This is a genomic window from Chitinophaga vietnamensis (assembly GCF_902167635.1).
In the GTDB taxonomy this organism is placed as follows: Bacteria; Bacteroidota; Bacteroidia; order Chitinophagales; family Chitinophagaceae; genus Chitinophaga; species Chitinophaga vietnamensis.
The window spans coordinates 291,917-303,114 of record NZ_CABHMS010000004.1; the positions used below are offsets into that span (position 1 = coordinate 291,917).

An 11,198-nucleotide genomic window follows, 5' to 3' on the forward strand; every position below is an offset into this window, starting at 1 on the left:
TGAACGCAATGTAATCAATTACAGATTACGAAGTAGTGGGAGAGGTGATGAGGCAGGTAGGGTATTACATTCTTCACAAATACGCTCCCTGAAAAGCAATGCCAGCTGTGACAACTTTGAATGAATGAGCAACAATTCATTTGCTTCTGTAAGTGATCTAATCATAATACTGAATTTTGATTACGACGCTAAATTAATGATTATTTTCTTTCACTGGGCGATCACCCAGTGAATAAAATAGAAAATATTTCCACTTTTATTTCAATGAGTGAAATAACAAAGGAAATATTGAAGGATTTCGGTGCGCATCTCAAAAAGTTAAGGGAGCGGAAAGGGTTGACCCTACTGGACCTGGAAGTGCGCAGCGGTATTAATAACGGAGATATTTCCCGGATAGAAGGAGGAAAGATCAATCTTGCATTTACCACATTAGCCAAGCTGGCCAAAGGATTAGATGTATCAATGAGCGAGCTGGTGAAATTCTGATTTGCCCCATGTCTACCGTCGCACTCCGCAGTACCGAAGGCCGCTGGATCATGGTATCCACGATCCTCGCCTCTTCCATGGCCTTTATTGACAGCACCGCGCTCAATGTAGTGTTGCCTTCGCTGCAACGCAGCCTTCATGCTTCCGGCGCCGACCTCTTCTGGATACTGAATGCCTACCTGCTCATGCTGGCTTCGCTGATATTGGTTGGCGGCGCTTTGGGTGATAAGCTGGGCCGCAAGAAAGTATTTATAACGGGTATCCTCATTTTTATTGGCGGCTCTATTGCCTGTGGTTTCGCCGCTACGGCGGGCCTGTTGATCGTGTGCCGCGTGCTGCAAGGCATTGGCGGCGCGCTGATGATACCGGGCAGCTTGTCGCTGATATCTTCGTCTATACATGACAGTGAGCGTGGCAAGGCCATCGGCACCTGGTCGGCGGTAACAGTGCTGGTAACGATGGGCGGGCCGGTGCTGGGCGGCGCCCTGGCGGATGCCGGCCATTGGCGTTATATCTTTTTCATCAATGCACCGATAGGATTAGCAGCCGTTTTTTTCCTTTGGAAACATGTGACGGAAAGAAAAGATACGGACAGCCCGCCCGGACTGGATTTCACCGGAGCCCTTCTCACCGCATCGGGATTGGCCGCACTGACGTTCGGATTCCTGCGCATGCCGGCGCTGGGCTTTTCACATCCGCAGGTATGGGGCGCCATTGCTGGCGGTATCCTGCTGCTGGCGGTTTTCGTAGCGGTGGAAAAGAAAAGCCCGCATCCGATGATGCCGCTACACTTGTTCGCTAACCCGGTATTCACGGGTACTAATTTGCTTACACTTTTCCTGTATGCAGGATTGGGAGCGGGCATGCTGTTCCTCTCGCTCAATATGGTGCAGGTGCAGGGCTATAGCCAGTTACAGTCCGGCCTTACATTTTTGCCATTTACCATATTGATGATATTGATTGCGAGATACGCGGGTACGCTGGCAGACAAATACGGCGCCAGGCCTTTCCTGGTGGGAGGCCCGCTGATGGCTGGCATCGGGATGCTGTTGTTGTCGATGGTGAAGCAAACGAAAGGCCCCTCGGAATATTGGACCACCTTCTTCCCGGGCGTGCTGGTATTGGGTTTGGGGATGTCTTTCACAGTAGCGCCACTGACAGCGGCCGTGATGGGGGCCGTTAGCAATCATTTGTCGGGCGTGGCTTCCGGTGTGAACAACGCTATCAGCAGGATCGCAGGCGTGTTTGCGAATGCGGTTTTCGGCGCGCTGGCTGTACTGCTGTTTACGGCGGCCTTACAGAAGGAAGTGCAATCGCTGCCGCTTACGCCGCCACAGCAGGAGGCCGTGATGCAACAGGCTGTCGACCTGGGCAATGCCGCGGTGCCGCCGGGTATCGATAACAAAGCGCCTGTGGTAAAGGCTTATCACAACGGTTTCATCAATGCCTATCGCAAGATACTCGCCCTCTCCGCTGGCCTCGCCTTCCTCGGCGCTTTGATGGCATTGATTTTTTTCAGACCTTCGCGTTAAAGTACGTCTTATGAAAAACCGGGAAGCGATCATACACCACTACGTTGCTGCTTACAATAATTTCGATGTACCCCGCATGATGACCCACCTGGATGAAAATATCCGCTTTGAAAATATCTCCAAAGGCCAGTCCAGGCTGGTGCTCGACGGCCTCCTGCAATTTCGTAACCAGGCCGAACAATCCAGGCAATTCTTCTCTGAAAGAAAACAAACGATCCGCTCTTTCGATCACATCGATGATCAAACCACCATCGAGGTAGACTATCACGCTGTGCTGGCCATCGACTTGCCCAATGGCCTGAAAAAGGGACAGACACTGCAACTCAGCGGAAAGTCCATCTTCACTTTTGCGAAAGATAAAATTATCGCCCTCACAGATATCAGCTGATCAATCGAAGAAAGTACCGAATATACGATCCCATAATGAAGAGCTGACACCGAAACCTTTCTCTTCACTTTTGTAGTGATGCAGGTGATGGTTACGCCACAGCGGTTTCATAAACGCAAATGGCGGATTCCACGCATGGATAGCATAATGTATACTGCCATAGATGAGATAGCCCAGTAAAAATCCGGGAAAGAAAGAGAAGGCCGCTTGCCGCATTACGAGGTACATGCCGCCGAATATGATGCTGGCCAGTATCAGGCTGGGCACAGGCGGCATGAATAGCCGCTGTTTGTCGCGCGGGTATTCATGATGGTTGCCATGCAAAGTGTATATCACTTTTTGCACGCGGCGGTTTTCGCTGATCATATGAAATACAAAACGGTGCATGATATATTCAAACAGCGACCAGCTGAACAGCGCGCCGGTAAATACCATCGCCACTGTGCTGACGCGGTAGCCTAAAGTAGTAGCGCTGTAATACAGCATATATGTGATCAACGGGAGGTACATGCCCCATATCACGAGCGGATGGGTTTTTGTCAGCATTTCCAGGTAGCGGCTTTCAAACAGCCGTGCCTGGCCTTTGTTCTTCGGTTTGGCGTGTTGCATGGTTTCAGCGTTTTTCGCGTTTATAAACTGGCGCCTTTTCCTTCGAGCCAGTTCTTGAATTCAGCCACTCTCTCGCGGCTAATAATAACATCAGTATCAACATCAGGTTCCAGTTGTAGTATTAAGCGGCTATTGTAATAGGTCAGTATTTTTTTGATGGCATCGATGTGAACGATAAACTGGCGGTTGATGCGGAAGAATTGATTTCTGTCCAGCAGCTTCTCGATCTGATCCAGTGAATAGTCCAGCGGCATGCGTTGTTTAGCCGCTGTGGTGGCCCAGGTCACGCCTTTCACGAAATGGATATAAGCGATATCTTTTGCTTTTACATAGATGAGCTGATTGTTAACCCGCCCGATGAAGCGGGTGCTGTCGCGCTTCAGGAACTCTTCTGCAATGCGGCTGATATCCACCGTGTAGTTCACCGCCGGTTTGAACTGCTCATATTTCTGCAAGGCCTTTTGCAGGTCTTTGCTATCGATGGGCTTCATGAGATAATCGATACTGTTCACTTTAAAGGCTTGCAGCGCAAAACCATCGTAGGCGGTGGTGAAGATGATGGGCGTTTTCACTTCGGTTTGACTGAACAGCTCAAAGCAGTTGCCGTCCGACAGCTGTATATCCATCAGCATCAGGTCTACCTGGTTTTTCTGTTCCATCCATTTCATGCCTTCGGCTACAGAGCCGATCACTGCTACGATCTCGATGTCTGGTGCACACTGTTTCAGCAGTTGCATAAGCCTTTCGGCATTGTGTATTTCGTCTTCGAATATGGCTACCTTCATATTTGTTGTGTAATGACAGGAATTTTTACAATGAACATATTGTTATCGCGGGAGATGATGATGCTTTGTCCGTCCAGCAGGAGATAGCGTTTCCGGATATTTTCGAGGCCGATGCCTGAAGAGATCTCGGGGTGCAGTTTCTCCCGGATATGATTGCTCACCACCAGGTATCCGTCTTCACTCTTCACTTCAATCACCAGTGGGTCATTCACGGAAAAGCGGTTATGCTTGATCGCATTTTCAATAAGCAATTGCAGGGTGGCGGGCGGTATCATGCCGCGCATTTTTATTTTGTCGTCAATAGCCGCTACAAAGCGGATGCTTTGCTGGTGCCTGATCTGGATAAGGAACAGGTAAGCGTCGAGGAAATCCAGTTCTGTTTGTATCGTTACGAGGTTCTCGAATTTTTTATCGAGAATATAGCGGTATGTTTTCGCCAGCTGTGTGATGTAATCGGCCGAGAGGTCCGGGCTTTTGTACACCAGGTTGGTGAGCACGCTCAGTGAGTTGAAAAAGAAATGCGGATCTATCTGGTTGCGCAGCGCATCGTATTTGGCTTGTATATTTTCGCGCATCAGGCGTTCTGTTTGCACCTGGTATTCTTTCCAGGCGCTGTAGTAGAACATGATCCCGTTGAAAGCCAGCAACATCAGGTAGAACATGAAGATGCCGAAATTGAGGTCGTAGCTCATCCGGCGGAAACTTTCCCAGGCTTCGTAACGCTTGAAGAATACAATATCTGCCAGGCCATAGAAAAATCCGAAGCCGTAAGCGGCCGCCAGCCCGAATAGCAGCAGGCCGCCACTCAGCATGATGAGGCGCTGCGAAGCATTCTTGTGCACCATTTTCTTTTCAATGAAGCGGGCCAGCCAGGAGGCGCCTTCCCATATGATCAGCCCGTACAACACGTAGCAGACGCTGAACACCTGCCCGCGGATATTCAGTATGCCGAGCTGTTTCACAAAAGTGTGATCGAATGTTTTGAAGATGACGCTGAACGCATACAGGACCAGTATCCTGGACAGATACAGCAGCAGCTTGCTGGAAAATATTTTCTCGGGTGCTTGTGCAGGCTTCATTGATAATACTCGTTTTCCTTGAACCATGTGAGGGCCGTGGATATTGCTTCTTCCATGCCCGTGTACCTGATCATTAATTCCCTTTCTGATTTCTTTCCTGAATAGTAGTTGTCAAGGCATAACAGGAAAGCGGAGGTATTGTTCAGCTTTACAGAGATACGGGTCAGTCGTTCCAGCAGCGAACCCGCCATCCCGGCCAGTTTGAGCAGCGCCGCAGGGATGGTGATCAGGATACCGGAAGTATGCGCCGACTGCTGTACCATCCGGAAAAATTCGCGGTAGCTGAGGTTATGCCCCGCCAGCAGGTAGCAGTCGCCGATACGGCCTTTTTCGATGGCGCTGATGATACCCTGGCATACGTCAAAAATATGAACAAAATTTTTTCCGCCGGGAGGGCAGAAGAGTATCTTTTTCTTCACGCCGTACAGCAACAATTTGCCGGAGCTGGGCTTCACATCATGCGGGCCTATCATGAAGGTAGGATTTACCACGATGGCCGGAAGCCCGCGTGCCGCCGCCTGTTCCAGCACATATTGCTGTGCGAGATATTTGCTGTTGATATAACCGGAGTTGGCATGAAAGAGGGTGAAGCCATTCAGCTCTGTGCCTGGTAACTGTTTGTTGCCCGGCCCTATGGTATTGGCGGTGCTCACATAAATGAAACGGGTCACGCCGTGCGCGATGCAGGCATCTGCCATATATCGTGTAGCCGTGAAGTTGATCCGCTCATATTCCTCGAATGGAATGGCCCACTGGTCGGTGATGCAGGCCGCATGTATCACAATATCGCATCCTTCAACGGCCTGCATCACATCTTGTTGCCGGTCGATGTTACCGAAAAATATTTCACAGGGAATGTCTGCAATACCTTTGAGATCGGCGGCAGGCCGCACGATCACTTTTACTTCGTATCCGAGGCGGTACAGCTCCCGTGTGAGGTTGGAACCGAGGAAGCCGCTGGCGCCGGTGATGAGGACTTTGTTCATTGATTCGCTTTTATCTTCGCCTGCCCTTGAAGCGCTTTGAGCGCTTCAAGGGCTTTATTCGTGTTTATCTTCGCGTTAGCGCTTGAAGCGCTCAAAGCGCTTCAAGCGCGGGAACCGCAATATGCCTATCCTTCATATTGCATTTCTTTCTTCACTTCTCTTGACACAATGCGCAGCTTCATGAGCGGTGGCAGCAACCGCATCAGCAGGTGGTTCACCTGGTTCATCATACCGGGGATGATGAGGGAACGCTGCGCCAGCGTGCCTCGCAGCGCTATCTGCGCGATGGTGGCGGCGGGCAGCAATCCCATCTTGCCTTTCAGTCCCTGGCTGATGATGCGGCGGCTCGTGCGGGAATTGGTCATCATCGGGCCGGGGCACACCACGCTCACGGAGAGGCCGGTGCCGGAAAATTCTTCTCTCAGTCCTAAAGAAAAAGAAGAGATGAATGCCTTTGATGCAGGGTATACCGTTTTATAGGCGATGGGCGTGAAAGCCGCCATGCTGGAGATATTCATGATATAACTCTTTTCATGCTGCAAGAGCTGCGGGATGAGCAGGCGGGTGAGCATCACCGTGCTGCGCACATTGAGCAGGATGATACGGTCGATCCTTTCGAGGGAAGTTTCCGTGATGGAAGAGGTGCCGCCCATGCCGGCATTGTTGATGAGGAAGTTGATGGCATAACGGCTCATAATCTCGTCTGTATGGGTTTTCAGGGCGATAGGGTCGGTGAGGTCGAACTCATATGCCACCACTTCCACGGGATAGTTGCGCATGATCTCCGCTGCCAGTGAAGCCATATTGCCGCCCGGCAACGCCGTAAGGATCAGGTGCATGCCTGCGGCTGCGCAACAAAGCGCCAGCTCTTTTCCCAGGCCGGTGCTGGCGCCGGTGATGAGCGTATATTTAGTGTGATCCATAGTAATGATTTTCCAATAATGATTTAAAACGGGTCATGGTTTTAAAGAGATGATCATGTATGACGGGATCAGCGATCCATCGCGGTACCTTTTTGTTACGGTCGGTCGTAACAAGATAAGTAACCTGCAAGGTGCCTGCACCTTGTTCTTCCATGATCCATTTACCACGGGTGCCGGTAATGCGCGTGGTATTGTGCTGCACCGGAAAGCGGCTGTTGGTGGCGCTTTCAAAGGCCACCTCCGATTGCGTGCCGCTGCTTTGGTAATGATAGTGCAGGCAGGCATCCTGGTCGTCCATCGGCCAGGGGATGTTATAGCGTATATACGTGAGCCAGCTGCTGGTATCGTTGGATGGGATGATGCGGTATTCGCAGGCATTGATATTCCATTCCCGTCCTTTCTGCTGATCTTTGAAGAGGCCGATCACTGCGGCTACATTTGTCTTCACCTGGAAAACGGCTTTGATCTCCCGCACTTTATCACCACTGCCGGTGCTGATCCATCGTTCATAGAGCGCGATCACTGCATCTTTTTTTACCAGCCGGAAAGTATCGACGCCTGCACTTTCCGCCAGCAGCGGCAGCAGGAGCCATATACAGCTGATCATACTTGTCCGTAAGCGTTCCATACGTCTTGCAATATTTTCTTGCAAAAATGCGGTGATGTGGCAGCGCTGCCGCCGATTTTTCCCTGAACTGTAGAAATAATGGCCTGACCTGTCATTAAACGGCATGGAGTTCTTAACAATTATTTTATATACGAGCCAGCCGCAGGCTGTTTACTTTTGAAACGAAATTGATCATATGGGTATCGATAAGGGAGAACTGCCTGGCGAGTCTTTTCTGGTAGAAAGATTACAACAGGGAGATGAGAAAGCATTCCGGGAAATTTACGACTACTACTGGGAGAAACAGTATGATCTTGCTTTTTATAAACTGGGCCTGAAAGAGCTGGCAGAAGAGATCACCCAGGAAGTATTTGTGGCCCTGTGGCTTAACCGCTCGGAGCTGGACCCGGAGCGCCCGCTGGGCGCCTATCTCTACGGTGTGATGAAGAACAGGGTATTGAATGCTTACCGGAAGAAGATGAACCACCACAAATTCCTGCAACAGGCTCCCCTGCAGGAGATCACCAACAATACGGCCGACCAGCTTTCCTACAACGAATTAAACGCGGTGGTGAACCAGAGCATCAGCCGCCTGCCTGAAAAATGCCGCGAAGTATATATGCTCAGCCGTGTAAACGGCTTCAATGTGCAGCAGATCGCCGATACGCTCAATATCTCGCCTAAAACCGTGAACAACCACCTGGTAAAGGCTTTGAAGATCATCCGTGGTAACCTCAAAGATTATATCACCATTATATTGGTCATCACCCTGAAGCACTGATGTATCAGGCAGCAATTTTTAGTACCTTGAGGAAGCTCCGGTAAATTTCCCGCAGCAAATAAAATGAAAATCGAAAAATTTCTTCCTTCACTTCCACTAAGGCCTTTTATCAGGGAAATCATGATCATCGAAAGTGAGCTGGCTACAGACAGCAGCATCACGCCAGATACTTCGATCGTGATGGCTTTCCGTTTTATGGGCCATGTTGCAAAGAAGGAAGGAACGGAGAAAGCCATCATTCCTGCCAGCTCCATCACCGGTATCAGGAAATCTGTACGCACCCTTTTCTATGAAAAGGCAAGCGCCAACCTGCTCGTGATGTTCAAAGAAGGCGGAATGGCCGCATTTTCCCGGACGCCCGCGCATGAACTGTTCGGTCTTCATGTTTCGACAGATAATATATTCCTTTCCAGTGAACAGGAGGAGATACTGGAAAGACTGGTAGCGGCGCCTGACAACCAGCGCAGGATTGCGATCATCGAAACCTTCCTGCTGAAAAAATTATTCGATGGAAAAACAGGCCCTGATCCACGCATCGATCATGCTATACAGCTGATCAAACAGCAGCATGGCATCGTCAGGATCAAAGAGCTGGCGCCCGCGCTGCATATCAGCCAGGACGCCTTCGAGAAAAGATTCAGGGCGCTGGTTGGCGCTACTCCCAAACAATATGCTTCCATCGTCCGCCTGAAAAACCTTATTAACAACTACGCTTCCTATACTTCTCTCACTGATGCTTCTTATGAGGCCGGTTATTTCGACCAATCTCATTTCATAAAAGACTTCCGGGGATTTACTGGACAAACGCCCAAAGATTTCTTTAAGTCTCCACTGCTCATGTAAGGCGACAAGATCAATGATTTTTTACAATTTCCCCGTCCGGGGCCGGGATAATTTTGTCAAAAAATCAAACAATGGGATCGATACGCACCCGTCTGGGCCTGGCCCTGCTGCTGCTTACAGGGGTATCCAATGCACAGACTATTCATTACAACAACAAAAACAAGGAGCTTACTATGTCTACTATTCAAAAAAACAAAGAAACAGTGAGAAGGCTGTTTGAAGAATCGCTGAACAAAAAGAAGATGGAATTATTGAATGACCTCATATCCGAGGAATTTTCCGGTCCGCAAGGATCGAAAGGCGTGGCTGGTTTTGCAGCGCCCATTACAGCGCTGATCCAGGCTTTCCCCGATGCCCAGTGGAAGATCGAAGCGCTCCTGGGTGAAGGCGACCAGGTAGCGGCCAGGTGGAGCTGGAAAGGAACACAGCAGGGGCCCTTCAACAACATTCCGGCCAGCGGCCAGCTGATCAGCAGCGAAGGGATGGCCATCTTCCAGCTGCGTGAAGCCAGGATCATCTCTTCTCATACACTGACAGATCGTTACGGGTTTTTACAACAGCTGGAAAAAGCCCGCCCGGAGCGGATTTCATTGATCGATAAATTCACGGTTCCTCCCGCTGCCAAACAGGAGTTTTACGAAAGGATGAAGATCAACCGGGACCTTATCAGCAAGTTGCCCGGGTTTATTGAAGATGCGGTTTATGAACATACCGCTGAAAATGGCGACCTGGTTTGTGTAACGGTAGCGCAGTGGCAAAACCAGGAAAGTATCAACAAGGCCAGGGAAGCGGTGCAGGCGACCTATCAGCGGGAAGGGTTCGATATGCCCGCCATGCTTAAACGGCTGCATATTGTGATGGACCGTGGTATCTATACCAGTGTGCAAAGCCGGTAGTGGATTTTCATGCAGAGGCGCAAAGCAGCAAAGCAGCAAAGGCGCGCTCCGCGCGTAAAAAATATTCTTTATACCTGCGGGCGAAGCCCACCTTTGCTGCTTTGCTGCTTTGCGCCTTTGCGTGAAACAAGTTGTTCATATTAATTTAACGTTGGACGGCGTAGGTGTAAACAAATGTTCGCGGTAAATATAGTTTCGGAAAACATCCTCAACTATTTTACATGCAGGACGAGAGAATACACCGGCTGATCGGCCGGTACCTCGCAGGCCACGCTACGCCTGCGGAACAACAGGAGCTCGACATTTGGTTCGCGCAGCTGCACACACCGCCAACGGCTACTGATGATACGCCCCGTGCGCTGCTGGGCGAAAAAATATACGGCGCCATACGGGAACGTATACACGAAAAGGAAGGCGCCCGTGTGATCCCGATGCGCGCTTCCCGCACCTTACGCTGGCGCCTGGCCGCCTCCGTGATATCCGCCGCCATTGTCACAGCGGGCGGATTGCTCTATCGCGCTAAAATGCCTGCACGCAAAGCGCCTGTCAAATACCTCGATCTCTATACCCGCGCCGGCCAGCTCTCTAAAGTAATACTCACCGATAGCTCCATCGTATGGCTCAATGCCGGCAGCCACCTGCGCTACCCGGAAACGTTCACCGGCAACAGAACAGTATACCTACAGGGAGAGGCCTGCTTCGATATCCACCAGGATCCGCAACATCCCTTCATCATCGAGAGTGAAGGCTATCATACACAAGTGCTGGGTACCACCTTCAGCATACGTTCCTATCCCGCGCCGGATGTTTATAAAGTAACCGTAGCCTCCGGAAAAGTGGCGGTATACAAGCCGGGCGACAGCGCCCGCGCCGTGCTGCTCACTGCCGGACAGGAAGTACGCATGCAACACGATGGCCCGCAGGAAGTGAGAAACGTACATGCCGATGCATTACTGTCATGGCGCAGCGGCAAACTCACCTTCGAAAAAGATCCCTTGCAGGAAGTGATCGTATCCCTGCAAAACCGCTACAACGTTACGTTTGAGATCACCCGCACTGCCCTCCGGCGCATGGAGGTGAGCGGCACCTTCGATCATAGCCAGTCGCTCAACGATATCCTGAAAATATTAAGCAAAGTATATGGCCTGCATTTCTCCAAAAATGCAAATGGCATCATCCGTATTTCCTGACCGAAAAAAAATATTTATGACTGAAAGATTTACGTAACCATCAGCCAACAAAAAAACCGGATCACGCACGCGTACCCGGTTCCTGTGCGATGC

General features: G+C 50.5%; 14 protein-coding genes. 7 read left to right on the forward strand and 7 right to left on the reverse strand.

The window, feature by feature from the left end; translation table 11 throughout:
- Positions 1-264: 264 nt before the first annotated feature.
- The 3 genes from FPG75_RS12370 to FPG75_RS12380 are packed head-to-tail and all read left to right on the forward strand — an operon-like array spanning position 265 to position 2,406.
- Entirely contained in the window at positions 265-486 is a 222-nt protein-coding gene (locus tag FPG75_RS12370; RefSeq protein ID WP_143307169.1) for a helix-turn-helix domain-containing protein, read from the forward strand.
- Positions 487-494: 8 nt separating this feature from the next.
- Complete coding sequence (locus tag FPG75_RS12375) at positions 495-2,018, forward strand: MFS transporter (RefSeq protein ID WP_143307170.1); 1,524 nt, start codon at positions 495-497, stop codon at positions 2,016-2,018.
- Between the two features lie 10 nt (positions 2,019-2,028).
- The gene (locus tag FPG75_RS12380; protein WP_143307171.1) at positions 2,029-2,406 is read left to right on the forward strand and encodes a nuclear transport factor 2 family protein; all 378 of its coding nucleotides are present in this window, start codon (positions 2,029-2,031) and stop codon (positions 2,404-2,406) included.
- Here FPG75_RS12380 and FPG75_RS12385 read toward each other — a convergent pair whose 3' ends face one another.
- The 6 genes from FPG75_RS12385 to FPG75_RS12410 all read right to left on the reverse strand — a co-directional run bounded on the left by FPG75_RS12385 (position 2,407) and on the right by FPG75_RS12410 (position 7,416).
- Positions 2,407-3,015, reverse strand: coding sequence for a sterol desaturase family protein (locus FPG75_RS12385; protein ID WP_143307172.1), 609 nt, complete (start codon positions 3,013-3,015; stop codon positions 2,407-2,409).
- 20 nt (positions 3,016-3,035) lie between these two features.
- Positions 3,036-3,800: a LytR/AlgR family response regulator transcription factor gene (locus FPG75_RS12390; protein ID WP_143307173.1), complete on the reverse strand. Its 765-nt coding sequence runs from the start codon at positions 3,798-3,800 to the stop codon at positions 3,036-3,038.
- Positions 3,797-4,879: a sensor histidine kinase gene (locus tag FPG75_RS12395; RefSeq protein WP_161596776.1), complete on the reverse strand. Its 1,083-nt coding sequence runs from the start codon at positions 4,877-4,879 to the stop codon at positions 3,797-3,799. The genes FPG75_RS12390 and FPG75_RS12395 overlap by 4 nt, the downstream gene beginning before the upstream one ends.
- Positions 4,876-5,865, reverse strand: coding sequence for an NAD-dependent epimerase/dehydratase family protein (locus FPG75_RS12400; RefSeq protein ID WP_143307175.1), 990 nt, complete (start codon positions 5,863-5,865; stop codon positions 4,876-4,878). The genes FPG75_RS12395 and FPG75_RS12400 overlap by 4 nt, the downstream gene beginning before the upstream one ends.
- Positions 5,866-5,990: 125 nt before the next feature.
- Positions 5,991-6,788, reverse strand: coding sequence for an SDR family NAD(P)-dependent oxidoreductase (locus FPG75_RS12405; protein ID WP_143307176.1), 798 nt, complete (start codon positions 6,786-6,788; stop codon positions 5,991-5,993).
- Complete coding sequence (locus FPG75_RS12410; protein ID WP_161596777.1) at positions 6,775-7,416, reverse strand: START domain-containing protein; 642 nt, start codon at positions 7,414-7,416, stop codon at positions 6,775-6,777. Before FPG75_RS12410 ends, FPG75_RS12405 begins: the two co-directional genes overlap by 14 nt.
- Before the next feature lie 175 nt (positions 7,417-7,591).
- Here FPG75_RS12410 and FPG75_RS12415 point away from each other — a divergent pair, with 175 nt between their 5' ends.
- From FPG75_RS12415 to FPG75_RS26155, 3 genes are all read left to right on the forward strand, one after another.
- Complete coding sequence (locus tag FPG75_RS12415; RefSeq protein ID WP_143307178.1) at positions 7,592-8,176, forward strand: RNA polymerase sigma factor; 585 nt, start codon at positions 7,592-7,594, stop codon at positions 8,174-8,176.
- 63 nt (positions 8,177-8,239) lie between these two features.
- Positions 8,240-9,019, forward strand: coding sequence for a helix-turn-helix domain-containing protein (locus FPG75_RS12420; protein WP_143307179.1), 780 nt, complete (start codon positions 8,240-8,242; stop codon positions 9,017-9,019).
- A 71-nt stretch (positions 9,020-9,090) separates the two neighbouring features.
- On the forward strand, positions 9,091-9,915 hold the full coding sequence (locus FPG75_RS26155) for an ester cyclase (protein ID WP_143307180.1): 825 nt from the start codon (positions 9,091-9,093) through the stop codon (positions 9,913-9,915).
- 7 nt (positions 9,916-9,922) lie between these two features.
- Here FPG75_RS26155 and FPG75_RS26320 read toward each other — a convergent pair whose 3' ends face one another.
- Positions 9,923-10,054, reverse strand: a complete 132-nt coding sequence (locus FPG75_RS26320; RefSeq protein WP_262712055.1) for a hypothetical protein — start codon at positions 10,052-10,054, stop codon at positions 9,923-9,925.
- Positions 10,055-10,136: 82 nt separating this feature from the next.
- Between FPG75_RS26320 and FPG75_RS12430 the strand changes: the two genes are divergently transcribed.
- Entirely contained in the window at positions 10,137-11,105 is a 969-nt protein-coding gene (locus FPG75_RS12430; protein ID WP_143307181.1) for a FecR family protein, read from the forward strand.
- The last annotated feature ends 93 nt before the right edge of the window (positions 11,106-11,198 follow it).

Excerpts from the sequence above, each read along its gene's own strand:
- FPG75_RS12370 (WP_143307169.1), top strand. The coding sequence starts at position 265 with ATGAGTGAAATAACAAAGGAAATATTGAAGGATTTCGGTGCGCATCTC.
- FPG75_RS12375 (WP_143307170.1), top strand. The coding sequence starts at position 495 with ATGTCTACCGTCGCACTCCGCAGTACCGAAGGCCGCTGGATCATGGTA.
- FPG75_RS12380 (WP_143307171.1), top strand. The coding sequence starts at position 2,029 with ATGAAAAACCGGGAAGCGATCATACACCACTACGTTGCTGCTTACAAT.
- FPG75_RS12385 (WP_143307172.1), bottom strand. The coding sequence starts at position 3,015 with ATGCAACACGCCAAACCGAAGAACAAAGGCCAGGCACGGCTGTTTGAA.
- FPG75_RS12390 (WP_143307173.1), bottom strand. The coding sequence starts at position 3,800 with ATGAAGGTAGCCATATTCGAAGACGAAATACACAATGCCGAAAGGCTT.
- FPG75_RS12395 (WP_161596776.1), bottom strand. The coding sequence starts at position 4,879 with ATGAAGCCTGCACAAGCACCCGAGAAAATATTTTCCAGCAAGCTGCTG.
- FPG75_RS12400 (WP_143307175.1), bottom strand. The coding sequence starts at position 5,865 with ATGAACAAAGTCCTCATCACCGGCGCCAGCGGCTTCCTCGGTTCCAAC.
- FPG75_RS12405 (WP_143307176.1), bottom strand. The coding sequence starts at position 6,788 with ATGGATCACACTAAATATACGCTCATCACCGGCGCCAGCACCGGCCTG.
- FPG75_RS12410 (WP_161596777.1), bottom strand. The coding sequence starts at position 7,416 with ATGGAACGCTTACGGACAAGTATGATCAGCTGTATATGGCTCCTGCTG.
- FPG75_RS12415 (WP_143307178.1), top strand. The coding sequence starts at position 7,592 with ATGGGTATCGATAAGGGAGAACTGCCTGGCGAGTCTTTTCTGGTAGAA.
- FPG75_RS12420 (WP_143307179.1), top strand. The coding sequence starts at position 8,240 with ATGAAAATCGAAAAATTTCTTCCTTCACTTCCACTAAGGCCTTTTATC.
- FPG75_RS26155 (WP_143307180.1), top strand. The coding sequence starts at position 9,091 with ATGGGATCGATACGCACCCGTCTGGGCCTGGCCCTGCTGCTGCTTACA.
- FPG75_RS26320 (WP_262712055.1), bottom strand. The coding sequence starts at position 10,054 with ATGAACAACTTGTTTCACGCAAAGGCGCAAAGCAGCAAAGCAGCAAAG.
- FPG75_RS12430 (WP_143307181.1), top strand. The coding sequence starts at position 10,137 with ATGCAGGACGAGAGAATACACCGGCTGATCGGCCGGTACCTCGCAGGC.